This window comes from Shewanella cyperi (assembly GCF_017354985.1).
Classification (GTDB): domain Bacteria; phylum Pseudomonadota; class Gammaproteobacteria; order Enterobacterales; family Shewanellaceae; genus Shewanella; species Shewanella cyperi.
In genome coordinates this window covers 650,272-671,690 of the sequence record NZ_CP071501.1, presented here as the reverse complement: position 1 = coordinate 671,690, position 21,419 = coordinate 650,272, and the positions used below count along the sequence as shown (strand labels likewise).

The 21,419-nt window shown below is 54.7% G+C and carries 18 protein-coding genes; 10 read left to right on the top strand and 8 right to left on the bottom strand.

Annotated features, from left to right (window positions below; genetic code table 11):
- Window positions 1-63 precede the first annotated feature (63 nt).
- Entirely contained in the window at window positions 64-825 is a 762-nt protein-coding gene (locus JYB84_RS02795) for an MBL fold metallo-hydrolase (protein WP_207321941.1), read from the bottom strand.
- A 184-nt stretch (window positions 826-1,009) separates the two neighbouring features.
- On the opposite strand from JYB84_RS02795, the gene JYB84_RS02790 reads away from it, so the two are divergent.
- Window positions 1,010-1,387: a SirB2 family protein gene (locus JYB84_RS02790; RefSeq protein WP_207321940.1), complete on the top strand. Its 378-nt coding sequence runs from the start codon at window positions 1,010-1,012 to the stop codon at window positions 1,385-1,387.
- Window positions 1,388-1,517: 130 nt separating this feature from the next.
- On the opposite strand, the gene JYB84_RS02785 is transcribed toward JYB84_RS02790, so the two are convergent.
- Window positions 1,518-2,384, bottom strand: a complete 867-nt coding sequence (locus tag JYB84_RS02785) for an alpha/beta hydrolase (RefSeq protein WP_207321939.1) — start codon at window positions 2,382-2,384, stop codon at window positions 1,518-1,520.
- A gap of 293 nt (window positions 2,385-2,677) precedes the next feature.
- Between JYB84_RS02785 and JYB84_RS18430 the strand changes: the two genes are divergently transcribed.
- A complete protein-coding gene (locus JYB84_RS18430; RefSeq protein WP_207321938.1) occupies window positions 2,678-3,850 on the top strand; it encodes a methyl-accepting chemotaxis protein in 1,173 nt (390 codons plus the stop codon).
- 74 nt (window positions 3,851-3,924) lie between these two features.
- Here JYB84_RS18430 and JYB84_RS02775 read toward each other — a convergent pair whose 3' ends face one another.
- Window positions 3,925-5,241 carry an amidohydrolase gene (locus tag JYB84_RS02775; RefSeq protein WP_207321937.1) on the bottom strand — a complete coding sequence of 439 codons (1,317 nt, stop codon included), beginning with the start codon at window positions 5,239-5,241 and terminating at the stop codon, window positions 3,925-3,927.
- Window positions 5,242-5,487: 246 nt separating this feature from the next.
- Between JYB84_RS02775 and phbB the strand changes: the two genes are divergently transcribed.
- The 5 genes from phbB to JYB84_RS02750 all read left to right on the top strand — a co-directional run bounded on the left by phbB (window position 5,488) and on the right by JYB84_RS02750 (window position 11,963).
- The gene (gene phbB, locus JYB84_RS02770) at window positions 5,488-6,222 is read left to right on the top strand and encodes an acetoacetyl-CoA reductase (RefSeq protein WP_207321936.1); all 735 of its coding nucleotides are present in this window, start codon (window positions 5,488-5,490) and stop codon (window positions 6,220-6,222) included.
- A gap of 53 nt (window positions 6,223-6,275) precedes the next feature.
- The gene (locus JYB84_RS02765; RefSeq protein WP_207321935.1) at window positions 6,276-6,644 is read left to right on the top strand and encodes a phasin family protein; all 369 of its coding nucleotides are present in this window, start codon (window positions 6,276-6,278) and stop codon (window positions 6,642-6,644) included.
- 113 nt (window positions 6,645-6,757) lie between these two features.
- The gene (gene phaC, locus JYB84_RS02760) at window positions 6,758-8,512 is read left to right on the top strand and encodes a class I poly(R)-hydroxyalkanoic acid synthase (RefSeq protein WP_207321934.1); all 1,755 of its coding nucleotides are present in this window, start codon (window positions 6,758-6,760) and stop codon (window positions 8,510-8,512) included.
- Between the two features lie 136 nt (window positions 8,513-8,648).
- Window positions 8,649-9,284 carry a malonic semialdehyde reductase gene (locus JYB84_RS02755; RefSeq protein WP_207321933.1) on the top strand — a complete coding sequence of 212 codons (636 nt, stop codon included), beginning with the start codon at window positions 8,649-8,651 and terminating at the stop codon, window positions 9,282-9,284.
- A 1,326-nt stretch (window positions 9,285-10,610) separates the two neighbouring features.
- Window positions 10,611-11,963 (top strand): hypothetical protein, encoded by a 1,353-nt coding sequence (locus tag JYB84_RS02750; protein WP_207321932.1) that lies wholly within the window; start codon window positions 10,611-10,613, stop codon window positions 11,961-11,963.
- A gap of 118 nt (window positions 11,964-12,081) precedes the next feature.
- Here JYB84_RS02750 and JYB84_RS02745 read toward each other — a convergent pair whose 3' ends face one another.
- The 3 genes from JYB84_RS02745 to JYB84_RS02735 all read right to left on the bottom strand — a co-directional run bounded on the left by JYB84_RS02745 (window position 12,082) and on the right by JYB84_RS02735 (window position 15,987).
- Complete coding sequence (locus tag JYB84_RS02745; protein WP_207321931.1) at window positions 12,082-13,752, bottom strand: dipeptidyl-peptidase 3 family protein; 1,671 nt, start codon at window positions 13,750-13,752, stop codon at window positions 12,082-12,084.
- A gap of 145 nt (window positions 13,753-13,897) precedes the next feature.
- Window positions 13,898-14,617, bottom strand: a complete 720-nt coding sequence (locus tag JYB84_RS02740; RefSeq protein ID WP_207321930.1) for an arginine N-succinyltransferase — start codon at window positions 14,615-14,617, stop codon at window positions 13,898-13,900.
- A gap of 188 nt (window positions 14,618-14,805) precedes the next feature.
- Window positions 14,806-15,987, bottom strand: a complete 1,182-nt coding sequence (locus tag JYB84_RS02735; RefSeq protein WP_207321929.1) for a trypsin-like serine peptidase — start codon at window positions 15,985-15,987, stop codon at window positions 14,806-14,808.
- 307 nt (window positions 15,988-16,294) lie between these two features.
- Between JYB84_RS02735 and JYB84_RS02730 the strand changes: the two genes are divergently transcribed.
- From JYB84_RS02730 to JYB84_RS18460, 3 genes are all read left to right on the top strand, one after another.
- Window positions 16,295-16,639, top strand: coding sequence for a cupin domain-containing protein (locus JYB84_RS02730; RefSeq protein ID WP_207321928.1), 345 nt, complete (start codon window positions 16,295-16,297; stop codon window positions 16,637-16,639).
- Window positions 16,640-17,314: 675 nt separating this feature from the next.
- On the top strand, window positions 17,315-17,740 hold the full coding sequence (locus JYB84_RS02725) for a DUF4339 domain-containing protein (protein WP_207321927.1): 426 nt from the start codon (window positions 17,315-17,317) through the stop codon (window positions 17,738-17,740).
- 46 nt (window positions 17,741-17,786) lie between these two features.
- Window positions 17,787-19,253: a GYF domain-containing protein gene (locus JYB84_RS18460; RefSeq protein ID WP_207321926.1), complete on the top strand. Its 1,467-nt coding sequence runs from the start codon at window positions 17,787-17,789 to the stop codon at window positions 19,251-19,253.
- Window positions 19,254-19,519: 266 nt separating this feature from the next.
- Here JYB84_RS18460 and JYB84_RS02715 read toward each other — a convergent pair whose 3' ends face one another.
- Both JYB84_RS02715 and JYB84_RS02710 read right to left on the bottom strand, forming a co-directional pair.
- Window positions 19,520-19,924: an ExbD/TolR family protein gene (locus tag JYB84_RS02715; protein ID WP_207321925.1), complete on the bottom strand. Its 405-nt coding sequence runs from the start codon at window positions 19,922-19,924 to the stop codon at window positions 19,520-19,522.
- 55 nt (window positions 19,925-19,979) lie between these two features.
- Window positions 19,980-20,195 carry a hypothetical protein gene (locus JYB84_RS02710; protein WP_207321924.1) on the bottom strand — a complete coding sequence of 72 codons (216 nt, stop codon included), beginning with the start codon at window positions 20,193-20,195 and terminating at the stop codon, window positions 19,980-19,982.
- Window positions 20,196-21,419: the final 1,224 nt, after the last annotated feature.

Below are 21,419 nucleotides of genomic sequence, written 5' to 3'. Positions count from 1 at the left end.
ATAGGCCTTGAAAGAAAAAGCCGCGACCAGGTCGCGGCTTTTTTATTTAGCACTCAAGGCAATTCAGGCCGCATCCTTGCCGAACAGCGCCTGGCGCACCTTGGCCTTGACCGAGCGCCAGTGGGTCATGGGTACTGTGGGCGCCGAGGCCAGCACCTCTTCCAGGTTGATTTCCGAGAGCGGGAATTCGCCGCCATGGGCCAGCAGCACCCGGCTCGGAGCCAAGGCCTGGACCTTGAGCAGTGAACTGCGGTATCGGTTGGGATAAAACAGCGGAAAGGGGGCGATAAACCTTCCCCTGACCCGCACCAGCAGATCGGCCACATAGAGCTCGCCCGAAGGCCGGTGTAAGAGTGCCAGATCCCGATCCGTGTGTCCCTGGCAGTGATAGGCCTGCCACTCGGGAAAGCCCGGCAGGGGCTCGTCATCCTTGAGCAGCAGATCCGGCCGCAGAAACCGTGGATACCAGAGCCAGCGCTGGGGGCGCTTCATGCGGCTGGCAACCCACTTGGCCAGCAGTATGTCGCTCAGGTGCATCATAAAACCGTCCAGGCCCCGGTACCATTGACCCGGAACATCGGCGGCGGCAATGAGCGCCCCACTCAAGCGGGCCAGCTTGTGGGCACCACCGGCATGATCCGGGTGCATATGGGTCACCACTATCAGGTGCAGATCCGTCAGTGGTCGCTTCAACTGCTGACGGATAAAGTCACACACGGGACCGACATCGGCACGGCAGCAACCATCGAGCAGCAGCAGGCGGTCGGCGTACTCGGCCAGGTAGATGGTCTGTATGTGTCCCTGAAGTCTGTGCAATGTGAACATGGGTCATCCTTTGACAAGTGGATCCCGATTATGGCCAAACAGCTCCGACCACTCAAGTCAAACTGCCGCAATGGCGAGTCCAAGGACGGATCACCATTCCCGATAAAACTTGATCTGGATCAACATCAGCGGGCTGTGTCGCAGATAATTTAAACGAGCGTTTAACCACACACAAAGGACAAACATGTACCCTATATTGCTCAAAGCCCACCTGGCCCTGGTGGCGCTCGCCTTTCTCAGCTTCCTGCTGCGTACTTACTGGGGGCTGCGCAAGCCCGTCATGCTCGACAATGCCATGGCCTTCAAGGCCCACAAGCTGCTGACCCTGTTGATGCTGGTCAGCGCCTTTGCCCTGTGCATTGCCGTCGGCCAATATCCGGTTGCCGATGCCTGGCTCACCGAAAAACTGGCCTTACTGGTGATCTATGTCGGCTTCGCCATGGCGGCCTTCAGGCCCCGCGCCGCCGCCCCACAAAGACTGGTACTTGGCGGTATCGCCAGTGGCCTGTTTGTACTGATGCTGGTCATAGCCAAAACCCACAGCCCCCTGCTGCTGGGTTAAGTTAACTGGGGGAGACAGGCGTCTCCCCTGCGTCCACCAGCGAACCCCGCCGTAGCAACTATATAAATGCTCTTCGCCCTGTGCCGCTGTAGTTTCTGTCGATGGAAAAGACCAGTACAAAGGCCAATTATCATTCCTTTATCCCAACGGTCTTAGTCGTGGCGACAAAGTCATTGCGAGCAAGAAACTCCATCAATGCTTGGTTACCTGCCGCAACCAACACTGGGTCCGGGTCAAAATCACTCTCCTGAATGGCCAAGTTGCGAGTGAGCAGGTGACCCACACCGGGATAGAGATTCACCTCGCAGCTGCCCCGCATCTCTGTCAGCCGGCGGCAATACTCCTTGGCACCGACGGCCGGAGTAAGGGTATCCCTGTCCCCCTGCACTATTGTCACCGGCGGCATATCCGAGTGTAGGCTGGCCAGCGGTGAATAGTCAGCAGCAGCGGCTCCCTTAGGCAACAGTCGTAAAAACCATCCATCACGCTCCATATCCAACGCCGGCGACCACAGCAGTAAGAGATCCGGGCCACCATTGCCTTGAGCCCCCAGATTATTGCCACAACCACGACTGGCAACCATAGCGCTCAGGTGACCACCGGCAGAAACACCAAAGGCCGCCACTCGTTTGGGATCCAATTGGTACTTCCGAGCGTTCTCCCGCACCCAGCCCAGGGCATCACATACATCTTCCAGGGCATCAACCGGGGTCACAACCTCGTCCGAGAGCCGATACTCAAGCGCCACGGCCAACATGCCCGCCGAAGCAAATCGTCTTGCATCATCGAAAGTCCAAGCCGCCTTACCCCATTTCCAGCCGCCACCATGAACTGTCACAACCGCGCTACCGCTCCCCCGGCCCGGCTCAGGGGTAAAAAGGTACAGCTTGATACCCTTGCCGGGCAGGACAATTTCCTGCGGCTCAGATGGGGCAGCCCACCCTCTGGGTAACAGGCAAAGCGCCAGCACTACAGACGCAAACATCCTTATCAACATAACCATGCTCTCCCGCCGTCAAAATGAGTCACAGGATCATGGTCCTGTGAAAACTGGCTAAAAACTCGCAGAAAACATTGAAGATGTCCAGCCAGGGTCTGTTTGTGCTGATGCTGGTCATAGCCAAAACCCACAGCCCCTTGTTGCTGGGCTAGGCCAATTGGGGGAGACAGGCGTCTCCCCTGCTTCCACTTTCCAAACCCACCGCTGCAATTGTAGACAAATTGTTAATTCACTTATATTCTGCTGCGTCAAATTAGTGCAACAACACCAAAGTCCAACGGATAAGCACCATGCAGCAGAATAACAAGCATAAATTGCCTGGAAAGATCCTCTTCCCCCTGCTCTGCCCCCTGGTTTTCGCCCTGGGTCTGCTATGGTTATTGCCTCTTGAAAGAGGCTGGATAACTGCCCTGTTGCTAAGCGCCCTGCTGGCCCAGTTGGGCCTTGGACTGTGGCTGCTGCGGCGGTTGCTGGGGCAACGCCTGACGGCACTGGACCAATACCTGCAACTGGTGATCAGCACCGAAGAGGCCCCGGCCAAACCGCTGAGGGATAAGGGCGATGACGAGTTGGCAAGCATCTGCAACGATCTCAGCGGCTTTATCGAGGGCCTGAAAGAGGTACTGACCGAGGTGCGCCGCGATGCCAGGCTGTTCAGTCAGGATGCCCAAAACCTGGCGCGGCAGATGACCCAAGCGGAGGCTGCGGTGGACAAGAGTGCCGCCGAAAATGCACAGATCACCCTGTCGCTTGGTGAAATTGCCCAGAGCGCCGATGCCCTGTCCATCAGTGCCGCCGAACTTAAAACCACCTCGGTGGAAGTGCAGCAACTGTTGCAACTGGGCACTCAGGATGCCGAAAATAACCAAGATGCCATGAATGAGTTTGCCGAGGGCATTGCCCGCATGGTCACGGATCTGGAGCAGTTAAATCAGGACAGCCAGCTGATTGGCCGGGTGCTGGAGGTCATTGGCACCATCGCCGAGCAAACCAATCTGCTGGCCCTCAATGCCGCCATTGAAGCCGCCCGCGCCGGGGAACAGGGCCGGGGTTTTGCAGTGGTGGCCGACGAAGTGCGTGCCCTGGCGGGTCGTACCCAGGACTCCACCTCTGAAATCCGTGGCATTATCGCCCAGCTGCAATCCCGCGCCGGCAATGCGGTCAGCGCCATCACCCAAAGCCAGCGCATCAGTCAGGACAGCCTGCAGCAATGCCTGCGGGTGACCCGGGCTTTTGGCGACATAGGCGCCGCTTTCGCGGCTCTAGACCAATTGGCCGGCACCATGAACCACAGCATTCAGGAACAGCAGGCCGCCACCGCCGCCATCAACACCAGGGCCGGTGAAATAGCCCGCCTGGGTCAGGAACTGCATGCCAGCCTGAAGCTCAGCGCCGATCAGGCAAAGCAGCAACAGGCGACCACGGCGCAGCTGGATCTGGTGCTGCGCAGAATCTGCGTCTGAACCTCTTCCCGCATAAAAAGACCCGCCTACTGCGGGTCTTTTTATTTATGGATATCAATGGTCCAGGCTCAGGATCACTGGTCCTGATTAAACTGATCCATGGCGGCCCGGGTCATGGCCCGCACACCTGTGCTTATGGTCAGGGGATAATCGGGGGCAAACTTGCTCGAATGCAGCGACGGCAAACTGGTGCCCTTGGCCTGGCTTTCGGCATAGGCATCCGGCGCCACGCCGCCAAGCCAGAACAGGGTAATGGGCACCTTGGCGTCGGTGCGACCATAAAGACCGAAATCTTCACCGGCCATCACAGGTGGCACTTCCTGCACCTTGCCCTCACCCAGTTCGGCGGCGATGCTGGCCTGCACCCGGGCCGCCAGCGCCGGATCGTTATAGGTGGACGGAATGGTCTCGTCCTCGTGAACCAGCACCTCGGGCATCAGCTCCTCCGGCAACCCGGCGCTGATGGCTATGCCACGGGTGATGCGCTTGATGGCTTCAATCTGCTGCGCCCGCACTTCGGGATTGTAGGAGCGCAGGGTCAGCTGCAGTTTGACCTCGTCGGAAATAATATTGTGTTTGGAGCCGCCGTGAATGGAGCCCACAGTCACCACATTGGGTTCCAGGGGCGAGATTTCCCGGCTGGGTATGGTTTGCAGCGCCAGCACGGTGCGGGCCGCCAGCACCACGGGATCGATGGTGGTGTGGGGATAGGCACCGTGGCCGCCCTTGCCCTTGATGCTGATATCCACAGAATCCACATTGGCCAGCGCATAACCGGGCACTATACCGACGGAGCCCGCCGGCAGGTTGGCACTCACGTGCAGGCCCAGCACCTTGTCCGGGGTCGGAAACTGGCTGAACAGCCCCTGCTGCAGCATGGCCTTGGCACCGCCACCCACTTCTTCCGCCGGTTGCCCCACCAACATCAGGGTGCCGTGCCATTGATCCTTGTGTTTGACCAACTGCTCGGCCGTGCCCACCAGGCTGGTCATGTGAATGTCATGACCGCAGGCGTGCATGACCCCAACCTGATTGTTATTGGCATCCACTGTGGTGACCTTGGAGGCGTAGGACTTGCCCGTCTCCTCGGTCACAGGCAGGGCATCCATGTCGGCACGGATCATCACTGTGGGGCCGGCGCCGTTTTTCAATATGGCCACCACGCCATGACCGCCAAACTCGCTGGTCACCTTGAAGCCGAGCCGTTTCAGCTCTTTGGCCATTGTCTGCCCCGAGGCCTTTTCCTGATAGGACAGCTCGGGGTGCTGATGCAGTTGCAGATAGAGCTGCTCCAGCGCCGGCATGGACTGGCTCACATCCAGACCAGCGGCGGCGCTTGGCAGACCCAGCCCCGCCAGGGCCAGCAGAACGGGTTTGAATTTCATTGTCATTTGCTTCCTTCCTCTGCAGCCCATTGAGCGGCGATAAATTTTTCTTTTAGTTGCAATAAGCTAATCGAAATAAGCTAGCACAGCCCAGCGCAAGATGGCAGCAGGCAGCTGTCATCATGCCGTCGTCTCCCTGTCACCTAAGTGTCGCCTGACTGATACCTAAACTTCGTCCAAGCGTCACGACCCTGTCATTTGCCGCAACTGATAATAGCGCCTGACAGAACCACAGATAACAGGGAGCAGTTTATGACAGGTGTGGCTTTGGTTACCGGCGGAACGGGCGGCATAGGCAGCGCCATTTGCCAGACATTATGCCGCGACGGTTACCGGGTGGTTACCACCTACAGCAATGAGGCCAAGGCAAGGCAGTGGCAGGACGAGCAAAGGGAACTGGGCTTCGATTTTGCCATCTTCCCCGCCGATGTCCGCAACTATGAGCAATGCCTGCGCGCCGTGCTCGATATAGAAGAAGTTAAGGGTCCCATCGAAGTGCTGGTCAATTGCGCCGGCATCACCCGCGACAAGAGCATCAAGAAACTCACCCCGGAGATGTGGCAGCAGGTGATAGACGTCAACCTCACCGGCGTGTTCAACTTCAGCTCCATAGTGGCCAAGTCCATGCTGGGCCGCGGTTACGGTCGCATCATCAATATTTCCTCCATCAACGGTCGCAAGGGACAGTTCGGCCAGGTCAACTATGCCGCCGCCAAGGCCGGCATCCACGGCCTGACCATGAGCCTGGCCCAGGAGCTGGCGCCCCACGGCATCACGGTCAACACCCTGGCCCCAGGTTATGTGGCCACCGAGATGGTCACCCAGATCCCCGCCGAGATCCTGGATCGAATAGTGGCCCAGATCCCCGTCGGTCGCCTGGGACAACCGCAAGAAATCGCCCGCGCCGTCAGCTTCCTGGCAAGCCGGGACGCCGCCTTTATCACAGGCAGCGAGCTGGCCATCAACGGCGGTCAGCACATGTATTGATGCTGTTAATCCGAGCAATCCAACCAACCCAAGCACGCAATAAGGAAATGACGATGGACCAAAATCTCTTCAACAGCTTCAGCGAACAGGCCCAGAAAATGTTCAAGCCCGTCAGCGACATCAACCGCCTGATGGTGGACAACATCCAGATGGTCACCGACTTCCAGCTGACCACACTCAAGACCTACACGGATCTGCAACTGCAGCAGTGGAAAAGCGCCACCGAGATCCGCGATCCCGACAGCCTGCAGAGCTACGTCAAGGGCCAGATGGATTTCATGGTCAAGGTCAACCAGCAAATGGTGGAAGACAGCAAGACCCTGGCCGACATGGGTCAGCGCTTTCGTGACCAGATGCAGCAGATCCTGGGTGAGAACAACCCGGTGAAGCCTGCCGCCAAGGCACCGGCCAAGGCCGTTTAAGGGTTTCGGTTGTGTCTCGGCCCACACCTATATAGGGCCGGGGCACAGCCTCCATACCAGTGGCCATCCTCCCCGGTGGCCAGCGGCATGGAATCAACCGCAGCGGGTGGCAAATGAAGGCGCATAAAGACTGGGATCAGGATCTGTTCGAGCTCGGCAAATGCTATTGGCAGGTGCTCGACAACCTCTGGCAACAGGGCAGCGGCTATTGGCAGGGCAGCGGCGCCGAGCAGTGGGCCGAAGCGGTCAACCAAGCCAACCAGGCATGGCTCGGCAATCCCAGCGGGCTGTTTTCCCTCTACAACCAGTGGCTGGAGAAGCAGCAACTGCTGTGGCAACAGACCAGCCAGCGCCTATTGGGCGGTCAATATGAGACTGTCGCCGAACCCAGGGCCGGCGATCAGCGTTTTAACCATCCCCAGTGGCAAAACCACCCGGTTTTTGACTTTATCAAGCAGGCCTACCTCATCAACAGCGAATACCTGGATGCCCTGTTTGCCGAGTTGCCTGAGCTCGACCCCAAGGTGCGCCAGCAGTTGCAGTTCAATGCCCGCCAATACATCAATGCCCTGGCGCCGACCAACTTCCCCTGGTCCAATCCGGATGTGATAGAGCAGACTTTGGCCTCCGGCGGCAAGAACCTCAGCGAGGGCCTCAAGCGTCTGGCGGAGGATCTGGAAAACAGCCCCCTGGGGCTGAACCTGCCGATGACGGATCTGAACGCCTTCAAGCTGGGGGAAAACATTGCCGCCACTCCGGGCCAGGTGGTGTTCCAGAATCGGCTGATGCAGCTTATCCAATACAGCCCCAGCACCGAGACCGTCGCCAAACGCCCCATGCTGCTGGTGCCGCCCTGGATCAACAAGTTTTACGTGCTCGACCTCAGGCCCCAGAACTCGCTGATTAAATACCTGGTGGATCAAGGTCATAGCTTGTTTGTGATCTCCTGGGTTAACCCGGATGCGGATCTCTGCGAGGTGAGCTTCGACGACTATATGCAGGAAGGCCCGCTGGCGGCCCTGGAGGCCATAGCCCAGGCGACCGGCGAGCAGGAGGTCAATGCCCTGGGATATTGCATCGGCGGCACCCTGCTGGCCTGCACCCAGGCTTATCTCGCCTCCAAACGCAGCAAGCGCATCGCCAGCACCACCTACCTGACCACGCTGCTGGACTTTGCCGATCCCGGTGAGATTGGGGTCTTCATCAACGAGCAGTCGGTGGCGGCCCTGGAGCGGCAGATGCAGCAGCTGGGTTATTTCGATGGCCGCATGATGGCGCTCGGCTTCAATATGCTGCGGGAAAACGACCTCTTCTGGTCCTTCTTTATCACCAACTACCTCAAGGGCGAGCTGCCACCGGCCTTCGATCTGCTGTACTGGAACAGCGACAGCACCAACCTACCGGCGGCCATGCACGGCTTCTACCTGCGGCAGATGTACCTGGAGAACAAGCTGGTGAAGGAGCAGCTGAAGCTCGCCGGCCGTTATATCCGCCTCGGTCGCATCAGCGCCCCCTCCTACTTCCTGGCCACAGAGAAGGACCATATCGCCAAGTGGCAGGCCTGCTTCCAGGGCGCCCAAGCCCACGGCGGCGACAAGACCTTTGTGCTGGCGGGCTCGGGCCACATTGCCGGGGTCATCAATCCCCCCGAGGCGCAAAAATACGGCTACAGCACCTGCGCCGAACTTAGCCTGGAGCCCCTGGCGTGGCAGGAGGCGGCCGAGCGCCACAACGGCTCCTGGTGGCCACACTGGCAGGCCTGGCTGACGCCCCTGCGCGGCGGCGAGGTGCCCGCCAGGCATCCCGGCGATGGCGAACTGCCGGTGCTCGAAGCCGCCCCCGGCAGCTATGTGCGCAAGAGGCTCTAACGGGGAAACCTGGACTCCCGGCGCTGTGGCTCTGTGGGCAATGGCAAGGAAAGGCCTTGGGGTTTATACCTAATGAGCAAGCCTCTGCCACGAATCACGGCACAGCAATAGACAGCCATAAGCCCGGGAGAAAGCTATGAGCACCAGATTGAGCGACGAAGGCATGGACCTGCTGTTCCGCCAGGCCCGCACCCACACCCACTGGCTGAACAAGCCGGTCAGCGATGCCACCCTGCACGAACTGTACGAGCTGATGAAGTGGGGCCCCACCAGCGTCAACGGCAGCCCGGCGCGGATCCTGTTTTTGCGCACCGAAGCCGCCAAACAGCGACTGTTACCGGCGCTGGCCTCGGGCAATATCGACAAGACCATGAGCGCGCCGGTGACCGCCATCATAGGTTACAACCTGCGCTTCTACGACAAGCTGCCCAAGCTGGCTCCACACAATCCGGCAATGAAAGAGATGTTTATCAAAGCCCCGGAACTGGCGGAGATCACCGCCAGGCGCAACAGCTCACTGCAGGGCGCCTATTTCATCATGGCCGCCCGCGCCCTGGGGCTCGACTGCGGCCCCATGTCCGGCTTCGACAATGCCAAGGTAGATCAGGAATTCTTCGGCGCCGGCCAACAGGCCTACCCCGACGAGCAGGAGTTCTTCACCACCTGCTGCACCCGCTCCAACTTCCTCTGCAACCTTGGCTACGGCGACGCCAGCCAGCTGCACCCAAGGGCACCCAGGTTGGATTTCGATGAAGCTTGTCAGCTTCTTTAGGCTTGATGCATCAAGTCGTTGCATTTTGGCCACCTAATTCAGGTGGCTTTCTGTTTCCCAGTCAAAGTCGCCCAGCACCTTGTGCCGCTGGCACAGCGGCTATCTTGTGCTTTGTCTTAACATCCGGCATTAGATGCCATTAATCACTTGCCGTGGGTGCCGTGCATGGATGCACCAATGTCGCGGACGCATGACCTGCTTTGTTCCCGACAAAACAGGCATTTCCTCCATCCATGGAGGTCAGATGCATAAGGGCGACCAGCCTCGAACTAGTCGGACCGATGCACCGATTCCCCGTTCCGACGCTGCCGAGGACGTTGCTGAAAATGGCGTGGCGAGGGCGAATGCTTGCCCACGGCAAGCGTGCTCATGAGCGCGAGGCATGGATGCCGAGCTGGCTGTTGTCCACGGATGGATTTGGATACCGAGGCTGCTTCGGTCGAGCAGGGTGAGTGTCGCGCAGCGACAAGCTTACGAACGCGAGGCATGGAGCCGAGCTGGAATAGATTTACAAGGATGTAAATCCGAGAGTCTGTCGCGTTGGCCGTTTCGCCCATAAACCCGAGGGGCTTTCGGCGTCGGTGGGGTGTCCTTAGGGTTGCAAGGGGTATTGGACAAGCAATACCCCTTGCCCGGGTGTGGGTTGGAGACCCACGACTTTGTGCCGCTGGCACAGCGGCTATCTTTCAAACATACAAGAGCATCCACCTCTGGATGCAATAAAACACCTGCGGTGCGCTTCCGCACTGCCACTCCAGTGACACGGCGTGAATATGTCCCTATAGCCTCCCCTCGCCATCCATGGCTCGGATGGTCACTGGCGCGGCAGTGCTTGATTAAAGGTGTTCCGCTCCGGCAATTGAGTGACCTTCGGAAAGCGCTATTACATATCATTTTTAACACTTGCCTAACCACAACAACCTCTGACAAGATACTGATCCATTTGTATAAAACGGAGTTCAGGGATGAAATGCAGCGCTTCAGCCCGTGCGGTAGCTATGCCAGCTGTTAGCCCAAATGACCGCAATGATAGAAAGTGCAGTGGCTAGTACTAACTCGATACCTTTACCACACGATTACAATGGATACTCAAAACAAGCGAAACTAATTATGTATAGTAGTTTCATACTGTCGTATTTAAGTTCTACAAAAAAGTACTATAAACGATCGCAAACTTTGCACACTATTCATATAAAATTTAAAAAATCTAAGCTAAATTAATCAACTAAACATTTTAAATATTTGTAGTAATTTTTATATTGTAGTATGAATACTATACCACTGCAATGAACACTAGAAATATCTCTTACATATTTGAGAACAAAAATGACTAAGTTAAATATCGAACATGTGGATATAAAAAAAGATTACAGCCATATATTAGTCAATAACATTAATTATTGCGTTGAAAGTTACTGTTATGGAGAAAAGATTCTTTACGTTTACGATGAAAAGTTATTTGACGCACTTAGCGAATATGAAGTAAGAGATTTATTTAAATTTTTTTATCGAATTAGTATTGTGATTGAAGTTGTTGATGACTTTAATTTAAATGTTCAAATAGAGCCTAAAGATTACCAAGAAACAAAAGACTATTGGGCTTCAGCGGTATTAAATTTTGAAATTGAAGAGTGGGATAAACCATGGTCTGTTAAGCAATACTTTTATAACTTGCTTGAAAAGGTTGAATCTATTTCAAATGCACAGATTAGCTGTGATATTTATGACTACGAAAAACATACCGGAGAACCTATTTATGACTTATATAACGGAATCGGAATAAACTTACCAATAGAAGACGTCTCTGTAACACTTAAGTCTATATACAGTGAAGTATCTAATTTAATTTTAACGATTCATAAAGAAGTTGAGAGCGATTTTATTTTTAATACAAAGCAACGAACAGTTGAACGAAGCATCCATTTTACTCCAGAATATTATCAAGCTGGTCTAAATATTTTAAGTTATTTCGGCACATATTTAAGAGAGCAATATCCAGAAGAAAATGCCTCTGTAAAAATTGAACAGAATGGGCTAAAAGTTAGAATGGTGATTGAATCTGAAGATGGTCAAACAGAAACTGTTGAAAAAGCACTACACGAATACGAACTTATAATAACTGGCGCAAAACAACCAGCTAGTATATTAAGTAATGACAAAATTATTTTAGAGCTAAAAAATGAACTAAGAATAGCTCAGTTTAGAATTGAATCTCAGAAAGATTTAATTGGCATGCAAAATGGCAGAATTGATCAGTTGCTAAATATTATAGGAGATGGACTTTCCCAAAAAAATCGTTTAATGGTTGATTTCAAACCAAATATAACACTATCCAACAATCTTTCCATCAACCAAAACATTGCTGCCGCACTTAGTAATATAAATGAATTAATGAATGAGCTACCTAACTCAAATGATGCATATTTTGAACTTAATGAGTTGAAAAAATCTCTGACCACTATAGAATCAGATAATAACCCAGAGGCTGTTAGAAGATCACCAGTTATGAGTAAGTTTAAAAGATTAATTGATAGAGCTACAGAACACGGCACTGATCTTAACAATACAATAAAAAGTATTGAGTCTGGCTGGGAAATACTTTGTGAACTAGCAAAAAAATATAATAAAGTAGCTGAGTGGTGTGGACTACCCGTAATTCCATCGACTCTAATTAAATAAATCCTAACAAGTGTTTATGGCAGTCAATCAGTAATAAATACTCCATATCAAGCAACTAGAAACATCAAAAATGCCGTCCCTCTGGACGGCATTTTTTCTGCCTTACGCAAAGACTAGCTCAGATATGAGCTGGGTACAGAGGCTGAATATCCACTGGTACCTGACTCACCCGCTCGTTGACGGCGTGCACGCCGGCATCGATCTTACCGTATTTATCGAGGAAGGCCTTGGCGGCGGCATAGTCGCCGTCACCCTGCACTACCACTATGTCGTGCACCAGATCGGTGATCGCCTGCTCCTGCTTGGCGAAGTCGATGCGGTAAAGGCCATCCGCCTGCAGCTTGAGGGCGCCCTTGTCGACGAAGTAACTGTACTGGAAGGCGGCACCTATACCGTGGGCCTCATGGACACCGAAGCGCATGGAGCGGAACAGTCCGGCGGCGTAGGTGGCCAGCAGGTTGTTCTTCTCCGCCATCGGCAGTTCGCCCTTTTGCATCAGGAACAGTATGTTATAGGCGCCCATCACGTCGGCCTTACCTTCCTCTGTGCCCGAGTACAGCTCCTGCAGCTCGGCGGAAACCGTGGTGGGCTTGCCGTTTTTCACTATGGAGCCAGGGCCCAGGCTGTGGGACAGCTCGTGGAACAGGGTCTCGTAACCGAAGTATTTCTGATCCAGCAGGGCGGCCTGCTCGGGCACCAAAATCTGCGCCGCCATCGGCTTCATGATGCGTTCGAACTTGGCGGCCATCACGTTGTTCAGCAGCACCTTCTTGGCACCCTTGGCCTCGCGTACCCGCTCGTCGTTGGGCAGGTTGAAGGCTATGGTCTGCACCCCAGGGACGTTGTCACCGCCGCCCTGGATTTGATCGGCCACGGCAATGGGGGATTCAAAGCCGCGCTTGAAGTTCTTGTAGTCCTCGGTCACCGGCAGGTTGGCTTCCATGTCCTTCAAATATTTCTTGAAGCGGTCGAGGGCCTTGGAAGCTTGCGGATCCTTGATGGTCACGAAGGCTTCGAAGGCGGTCTTGTAGCCAAACAGGCCGTCGGTGTAGGTCTCGTAGGGACCAATGGCCACTTCGATGGGGGTGTCCTTGAGATCCATCCAGGCGATTTCAGACTGGAAGTAGTCATCGCTGCGGAACGCCTTGGCGCGCAGGCTGAGGAAGTGCTTGAGGCTGGCATTGCTGGTGATGGCGGCGGCCTCCTCCAGCAGCTTGGCGGCGGGCTCCAGCCACTCCTTGTAATGCACCGAATAGGGGATGGCCACCAGCTTGGCGCCGTCACGGCGGATCACCGTATACAGGCTGGTGAAGGCCTCCTTATCTTCGGGATGCTTTTCCAGCCAGGCGTTGAACTCTTCCTTGCTGATGTCCTGGGGATAGAAACCGGCACCGGGGGCATTTTCCTTGCCGCCGAAGAAGGCATGGCCACCGGCCAGGCTGTCCCAGGGGCCGAAATGTTCATCGAACATATCCAGCATCAGGTCGCGATCGCCACTCTTGTCGGCCTCGATGGCGGCGCGGATCTGCGGGTTCTGCTCGCTCACCTGGCGCAGGTAAATCTCGCTCATCAGGCGGGCGGCCTGAATCAGCTTGTTGACCACCTGCTTCTCCTCGGCGCTCAAAAAGCTGGTGTCGGCGCTCATGGGCACAGGCACTATCTTGGCCCGTTGGGCCTTAAGGTCATAGGCGGCAGCCCCATGTTCGGTATCGGCGGCGACAGCGTTGAAAGTCAGGGCCGGTGCGGCCAGCAGGCTCGCCAGCACCAGTGCCAGGGTGGATTTTTTCATCTTGTTATTCCTTTTCTATTCCCTTTGTTTCAGGGGCTTGCAGAGATGCTCTGCCGTCTGGGCCAATACCTTGTACCAGATAGCCTTGCTGTGCAAGTCATCCGGCAAAGCTAAAGCCCCAAAATAGTGCAGTCGGAGACCGCTGCTACTTGCGCAGCTTGATGTACAGCTCGCCTTCGCTTATCTGTATGTCCTCGACCCCGTCGGCGAAGGTGTTCCAGAAACCGCGATCACCGAACTCGCTGACCAGGTTGACGTTTTTGATATTGCCAAGCCAGGCATTGGGAATGGGCACCCCCATCAGGCTCACGCCCACCAGGGCCACCACGGGGCGGCGCCTGCTGTCGAGGTGGATATCGAGCCCTGCATTGACCCTCAGAATTTCACCGGCCATCACGGGGAAGTCCTGGGGAATGGGCACCAGGATCTTGGCGCTCGCCAGGTCGTCGGAAAAGTCTATGGCGACCCTGTGGGCGAAATCCGGGTTGCGGCCAATCATGGCGTTGACCTCCTTCTCACTGAAGGTCACCCGCCGGTCGCCATCGGCTTCGCGGTAGGGTTCGGGAGTGAGATCATTGCTGCCACGGCGCGCGGTGCCTTTACCCGAGCTCTTGTTTGAGTCAGTGCGTGAGCCACTGTCACTCTGCCAGCCCAGCACGCTTAATTTCTGTTCCAGTTTTTGTTCTTCCTTGGCACTCAGGGTCACGGGCTCAAGGGGCTTGGGAAAGATATAGGCGCGGATAACGAAAAAGCTCACAGCGACCGTAATCACCACGGTCGCCAGCAGCATCAGCAGCACCTGGACACCGGTGAAGCCCCTCTGGCTTGACAGTTGGCGTCTTGGACCGGATTGGAATGAAAACATAGCTTAACCTTGGTGCGTCATGGGATTGGCCCATGGTACTGCGCCGGACCATTACAAGGCAAAGGCTTCATGCACCGGCCAATTTCAATGCCAATGCCAATGCCAATGCCAAGCAGCAGGGAACGTCGCCTTGGGCCCGGCATGGGACTTTACTCATGTTCCGGATGATTTCGGACCCGCCCAAGGCATCAGAAGCATTTGAGGTCGAGGAAATCATCACCATGAAAGGGGGTTGCCCTTGGGGTCATCAGGTTGACCTCGCGCCGTTTAAAGCCATAGCTTTTGCCACCGACGCTGAACATCAGATCCCGACCGCCCCAGCTGCGGCTGCCATCTGTGGCCTCGATATGGTAATACCAGGCCTGGGTGTCTATGGCATCCAGGGCCCGGGTGCTCCTGGCGGCTACGGGAACCCGCACCATGCTCCAGTCTTGCTCACCGAGACGCTGACTGTAGATCAGCGCCTCCAGCGCCTTGTCACAGTGGTTGCGGATATTGATGTATACCTTCTTCTCGGTGTGAAAGCTGACCGGCTCGAATTGGCTGGCCCGCCTTCCCTGACCGTGGATTATGTTGTCGATATCGGCGAGCACCTCAGGTGAAAACAGCACGGCATAGGCGGCGTCACTGTTGTTGGAAGAGGTAATACCGACCACCCTGTACTCGCCACTGCGGGGGTCCTGGGCCAGCAAGCCCGCACCACTGGCGCCTTGAAAGATACGGCAATCAAATTCACCGATGAAATCGATCGCGGCCTTGAGCTGGCAGTCCTGGGACCAAAGGCTCAGCCCCTCCTTGTCACCCGGGTAGCTCAATACCCGGATGGCCAAAGGCTCAGCCTCTGATTTAAGCTGGTCGAGAGGCGCCGGCTTGAGGAAGCCCAGCTCCTTGCCGCTGCCCAGTCCAGAGGCATCGCTGCGCACCCTGAGTATGGCCAGATCCTTGTTACTCGGTTCCTGTTCCAAACCGACCATGCCATTGGGAAATTGCAGCGTGTTCGAGTGATCCTGGGCCAGGTATCCCTTGTGGATCCAACCCTCACGCACAAATACCCGCGACACGGGCTGCTGTTCCAGGCCCAGAGAACGGGGGAAAAACTCAATACCCAGCACGGGCCGGGCACCCAGATGATCAAACACACAGTGAGCTGCGGTCAGCAGGTATTCTTCCGCGATGAGCACTGCGGTGCAGCTGCCCCGGATATCCCTGGTAAAGCGATTGATTTCGACCGACAGGCGCCCTACCTGTTTGGACTGAGGCACGTCATCCAGCCGCAGTACCTGCACTCTGGGATCCTGCGACGGATTTGCCTCCTCGCCCCGAGCAACCAGGCCGAATAACAGCAAACTGACCACAAGCCATTTTTTCATATACCGCCCCGCAAACCCGGTCCACAGCAAGGCTTAAGCCCGCTGCCCATTCCCTTGTGCAACCTTGAGACACAAGACGCTTAAGCCGCGCGCTCCCCGGATGCTTTCAAGCTCATCCTCAACTGACGGGAGTTTATCCCATCCCCGGCCTTGAGATAAGTCGTCTGTCAGCGTCAGAGGCACAGGGCAATCGGCGGCCAACGGATCCATACTTAATCTGGCTGAAACGACGGGCTCCAGCGCACCACTGGCCTCGGCTGCCCCATCAAAGCCGCATCCTGCAGACAAGCATAAAGAGGTGAGCACCATGAGCAAGGAACAAGGGCTTCCGGAAACCAAAGGAGTTCAGGTAGAGCTGCTGTCCAGCCTGGATCTGGGCCTGGAGATCCCGGGCATGGAAGGCCGTGAACTGCGCATGCGCCTGGTGACCATAGCGCCCGGAGGCGTCTTCGGTCCGGTTCACAGCCACATCGACAGGCCGGGGATGGTCTACATACTGCAGGGTACAATCACAGATCACAGAAACGGCATAGCCACGGATTACGGCCCGGGAGTGGGCTGGCCCGAAGACAGGAACACCACCCACTGGCTTGAAAACAGAGGCACAATTCCGGCGGTGGAAGTCTCGGTCGATATAGTCAGGCAAGGCTGATCCCCGGCAGCTCTGTGTGGAACAACTGTGCCCATCTTTATCCAAGCCGCGCTCTTGTTGGCAAGCGAAATGTGCCCTCGCCATGATCGCCCGGGCGCAACTGAACAAAAAAGGGGAAGACTATTATGCCAACCCAGGGGTAATAGAGCGGCGGCTGAGTTTTCAGCTAAACGAAGATCAGAGCGTAACGGTAAAAAATGGCTCACTGCAGAATTTACAGCAATAGCAGTATCTAAACTCCGGCTTTCCTTGGCATGACACTCAGTGCCAAGGTACTGTTCCATAAAAATGCACTGCTGAAGCCCCATTCAGCCGGGCTCCGGGAACAGCGCTTGGCACCAATCTGGGTAAGCGGCTGATTTAAAAATAACTTCAATAACCAGGCCCTGGCGCGACGCCTGTTGCTCGTCAGTCCCATCACTGAATCTTCCGCCCGGCATCACAGCGGACAGATTAAAATTTATGCAAACCACACTCTTCAAGCAGTGGCCTTGTTAAAAAACATCGGTTAATGTATCGGCTTGTAAAAATGGTCGTAATCTCTTTACCTTACCGCGTTCGGAAAACAAACGACGCGATGGGGCAACTAAATAAGCAGATTGTCACGCAATGGCAACCGAAACCCGAGTAAACATGGCTATCAGCTCAAACACTATTAAGGATAAGAGTGGATCTATGAAAGAGTGGTATTTCTCCAATAATGGCGAGATCAGTGGGCCCCTGGGCCTGACCGCATCCAACCGTTTTATCGCAAAGCACCCCGATGCTTATGCCTGGCACCCCTCCTATGCCCAATGGATTCCCGTGTGTCAGGTTGAAGAATTTGATATTAAGTTCACGCCACCGCCGCCGCCAATCGCCATTCCGGCACAACTGATTGAGCGCTTTATTGCCAAGGAGCAGGAACTCAATAGCGCTTTGGGCCGTATCGAAAGCCGCCTGAATGCCATTACCGTCTCACTGGCGGATTTTGATCGTGACACCAACAAGACCAAAACCGTCACCCAAAAACTCAATCAGGAAGTGAAAACAACCATCCAAAGCATCAACGAACATTATGAGGCCCTGCAACGGACGCTGGCCGGTGTCACCATCAAATAATGACGACACCTGATTAGGTTGATAATAACGAATTGGAACTAAGATTATGAAAAATTGGTTTTTTTCACACGATGGTGAGTTGAGTGGACCTTTTACCCAAGCCGAGGCTTTGGCCTTTGTGCCCGGCAACCCAAGCAGCTATGGCTGGCATCCCTCATTGAGCCAATGGCTGCCCGTCAGCCATATAGGTGAATTTGCGTCGCTGGTGACGCCCCCCGAGTCCCCGGCGCAGATCCCCCAGGCCCTGATCGATGACTTCACCGACAAAAGGCTGGCATTAACAGATAAAATCGTCGAGATGGATGAGGCAATCAAATTCTCCAAGACTTATCTGTATGAGCTGGAGCAGGAGATCAACATCTACAAGCGCCTGACCCATAAGATGAGTGATGAAGTCCGCAGCAATATCAGCAGCATCGAAGACAAGTATCACGGCTACCAAAAGGTACTTGAAGAGCTGATCCAGGCCATGGCGGAAGCCAAAACCGAATTGGCCGGTGTCATCACCGAGTTCGACCAACGCCTGGAAGCCAGGGCAAAAGATCAGGCCTTTGTGCCAGCGCCGCCCCAGGTCAAACTGGAGCTGGCCGCTGTGCCAAGCGCAGCTGTTATAACTGAAGCCGTGATGCCGGACCCAATTCAGGAAACCGTGATACCGGAAGCCCTTGACCCGGTCCCGGTAGCCAAGGCGCCACCTGTGGCCACTCAGGTAGCGACCGCCGTTGCCAGCACCATGGCAACCGTTGAGCCAGTGTTCACCACCCTGGTCTCGGTTGACCCAGTGGCAGCCAAGCCCCAGGTCATAGATCCCGTGCCTGCCAAGCCGGCCGTGCTCGATCCCGTGGCCACCCAGGCCATGGATCCTGTCGCCGCCAAACCGGCGGATCCCGTCGCGGCCAAACCGCGCTCGCTGGATCCAGTCGCCGCCAAGCCAACCTCCTGGAATCCTGCGCCCCTGGCGCCTATCTCCCTGGATCCCGTTGCCAGCCGTTCCGGCTCTTTGGATCCCGTGGCGACCAAGGGAGGCATGTTGGATAAGCTGGCCGTGGCCAGTTCGGCCAACGTGTCCTTGGATCCCCAGCCAATCAAGCCCTCACGCTCAGCCTCAAAGGCCACCCCAAGGGTGGACATGGAGGAGTTGGTTGCTGATCTGGTGCCAAAAAAGTCGCAGCAGAAAATTGATAACACTCAATTTTCTGCCGACGAAGACCAGGATAAGGCCGCAGCCAAACCCGAGGCTCCGGCCAAATTGCAGGCGGTCACCAGCATACTGAAATCCGTGTTCAAAAAGACCGAGGCCGACAGCCAGCCCAACGCCGAGTCACCCGTGTCACTGGCCCACAGCAATGACGAGCTGGACGATCATGACGAGCTTTATGAACTTGATGAACATGAGGATCATGATGAGCACGACGACGACCAGCTGGAAGCGGGTACGGGCACAGGCGGCAAGCGTGAAATCACCGCCGACAGCGCCGGCCGCATGCGCCGCCGCAGCAGAAGGCGCCGTTAATTTGCCACGGGGATGAGGTCTGCTGCCTCATCCAGGCCACCGGGGGAGACTCTCCCCCGGACAGCCAGTCTTCCCTGCGTATTTGCCGGATTGAGGCAAGGGCATGCATGCTTCACCTGGCCTTCATCACAGGCCCGAACGGACACAAGGGTGTGGTTTGATTTACAGATCCCACCTTGGGCTCAAGGGAACGCTGCCAGATCCGCGTTTACCAGGCTCCCTTAGCCAATACAGTAAGCCCCAGGGTTTGGTGTCAAGCGTGGGGCTCACTCCATGGATTCAGATATGGACACCCTGGACACACCGGCCATTTTGACATTATCCAATACCTGAATAACCACGCCATGCAGGGTTTCCCTTTCGGCCTCTATCACCACTGAGGCGCCGGGCATGTCTGCGAGCATGCTCTGGGTATTGGCCGTGACACTTTGAATATCAATGAGTCGGCCCTTCATTCTGACCAGACCCGCTTTGCTGACGCTAATGGAGATGACGCTGCTCTTTTCTTTGGAAAACAAACTCTGCCTGGATTTGTTGTAGTCAAAGCCGGAGGTATCGACAAAGGCGGAGGTGATAATAAAAAATATCAACAAAATAAACACTATATCCAGCATGGGGGTCATATCCACCACGAGATCGTCTTTGGTTCTCAGGTATTTTTTAAATGCCATTGGATTCCCTTCTTCTCTATTCAGCTATTGTTATTATCCTTCTACTACTCAAGGTCTATTGCGCTCTTGCTTCGCTCTGCGCCCGCTTGCCTGGCATCGCATCACATGGCACAGCTGCATTAAAAATGCACAAAAACAAAAGCAACCATTTATTAACATTTTTGATACATTTAAACAACACCAAAGCCAGCCAGAGATCCTGTAACACAGCAAATAACCTCCCTTCAGGGTAAAATTCTGCCACCAACACAGTGCAACCTGTCGCTTCCACGTCAGCATCCAGCATCTGCTGCTGTGCCCCACTCTCCCCACAGCCACCGTCCCTGAACCTGTTGCTTTCCACGCAGGTAGTTAATGGACCTGGATAGCTTGGTTAAATCTGCACATAAGCTTGAAGATGACACCTGTCCCCCTTCGGAGCCGCCGAGGACGATGAGCTTGGGCGCGTAGCCGAGGTAAGGATACCGAGGCTGCTTCGGTCGAGCAGGACGCGAGTCCGAAGCTGTAGCAAGACCAAGCTCAGGAGGACGAGGAGCTTTCGGCTCCGGCTGGGGGCATCCTTTGGGATGCAAGGGGCTTTGGATGAGCAAAGCCCCTTGCCCGGGTGTGGGTTGGAGACCCACGACTTTGTGCCGCTGGCACAGCGGCTATCTTGTGCTTTGTCTTAACATCCAGCATCGGATGCAATTAATCACCTGCGGTGCGCTTTCGCACTGCCACCCCAGTAACACGCCGGCTCTTGATTTAAAAATCAGCCATCCCTGGAGGCTCAACGGCGACATCCATGTCGCCGATGGTCACTGGTGCGGCAGTGCTTGTTCAAAGGTGTTCCACTCCGGCAGACGTGCAGCCTCACACCAAAGACAAAGAATCACATCAAATTATCGCTTGCAGTACGGCAACAATCTCTGCCAAGATGTTGATTCAAAGGAATAAAGAAAGTCTCGGGGACGCAGAAAACCACTTCAGCCCGTGCGGTAGCCATGCCTTCTTGAGAGTACTGATATATTGGACTCTGTCTGACAAAATAAGATTTGGAAATACCCAGTGATATAGTGGATGGACTATTATCTGTATTTTATTATATACAAAAATTTAAAGTTATTGTTAGAAATAGTTAATTAACATCAAGATCGACTTACAGAAAAACATAAAAATATCAATAAAATAATCTCCTTTAGGTATGTCATAGTAATCATGGCTTATAAAAATCTCAAGAATGTATAATTTTTGGATTCTGATAAAAAATAAAACTAAGTATTTAAGAAGATGCTGTTGCAGTAGATTATAGTACTCCGCAGCTGTACTGAAAATGTTCCCCCCCTTATAGAAGGATGGAATTGTGAATGTGATTTCTGATATTAAATGTATTTGAATTTTATCATATTTCATACTTTCACAGACAACTTTCTTGCTTTTATCACGTTTTTTGTTTTTATTTTTCAAATTTTTTCCTCTGTGTAATTTATATTGTTGTAGACTGTTATATTTTTGC

Excerpts from the sequence above, each read along its gene's own strand:
- JYB84_RS02795 (WP_207321941.1), bottom strand. The coding sequence starts at position 825 with ATGTTCACATTGCACAGACTTCAGGGACACATACAGACCATCTACCTG.
- JYB84_RS02790 (WP_207321940.1), top strand. The coding sequence starts at position 1,010 with ATGTACCCTATATTGCTCAAAGCCCACCTGGCCCTGGTGGCGCTCGCC.
- JYB84_RS02785 (WP_207321939.1), bottom strand. The coding sequence starts at position 2,384 with ATGTTGATAAGGATGTTTGCGTCTGTAGTGCTGGCGCTTTGCCTGTTA.
- JYB84_RS18430 (WP_207321938.1), top strand. The coding sequence starts at position 2,678 with ATGCAGCAGAATAACAAGCATAAATTGCCTGGAAAGATCCTCTTCCCC.
- JYB84_RS02775 (WP_207321937.1), bottom strand. The coding sequence starts at position 5,241 with ATGACAATGAAATTCAAACCCGTTCTGCTGGCCCTGGCGGGGCTGGGT.
- phbB (WP_207321936.1), top strand. The coding sequence starts at position 5,488 with ATGACAGGTGTGGCTTTGGTTACCGGCGGAACGGGCGGCATAGGCAGC.
- JYB84_RS02765 (WP_207321935.1), top strand. The coding sequence starts at position 6,276 with ATGGACCAAAATCTCTTCAACAGCTTCAGCGAACAGGCCCAGAAAATG.
- phaC (WP_207321934.1), top strand. The coding sequence starts at position 6,758 with ATGAAGGCGCATAAAGACTGGGATCAGGATCTGTTCGAGCTCGGCAAA.
- JYB84_RS02755 (WP_207321933.1), top strand. The coding sequence starts at position 8,649 with ATGAGCACCAGATTGAGCGACGAAGGCATGGACCTGCTGTTCCGCCAG.
- JYB84_RS02750 (WP_207321932.1), top strand. The coding sequence starts at position 10,611 with ATGACTAAGTTAAATATCGAACATGTGGATATAAAAAAAGATTACAGC.
- JYB84_RS02745 (WP_207321931.1), bottom strand. The coding sequence starts at position 13,752 with ATGAAAAAATCCACCCTGGCACTGGTGCTGGCGAGCCTGCTGGCCGCA.
- JYB84_RS02740 (WP_207321930.1), bottom strand. The coding sequence starts at position 14,617 with ATGTTTTCATTCCAATCCGGTCCAAGACGCCAACTGTCAAGCCAGAGG.
- JYB84_RS02735 (WP_207321929.1), bottom strand. The coding sequence starts at position 15,987 with ATGAAAAAATGGCTTGTGGTCAGTTTGCTGTTATTCGGCCTGGTTGCT.
- JYB84_RS02730 (WP_207321928.1), top strand. The coding sequence starts at position 16,295 with ATGAGCAAGGAACAAGGGCTTCCGGAAACCAAAGGAGTTCAGGTAGAG.
- JYB84_RS02725 (WP_207321927.1), top strand. The coding sequence starts at position 17,315 with ATGAAAGAGTGGTATTTCTCCAATAATGGCGAGATCAGTGGGCCCCTG.
- JYB84_RS18460 (WP_207321926.1), top strand. The coding sequence starts at position 17,787 with ATGAAAAATTGGTTTTTTTCACACGATGGTGAGTTGAGTGGACCTTTT.
- JYB84_RS02715 (WP_207321925.1), bottom strand. The coding sequence starts at position 19,924 with ATGGCATTTAAAAAATACCTGAGAACCAAAGACGATCTCGTGGTGGAT.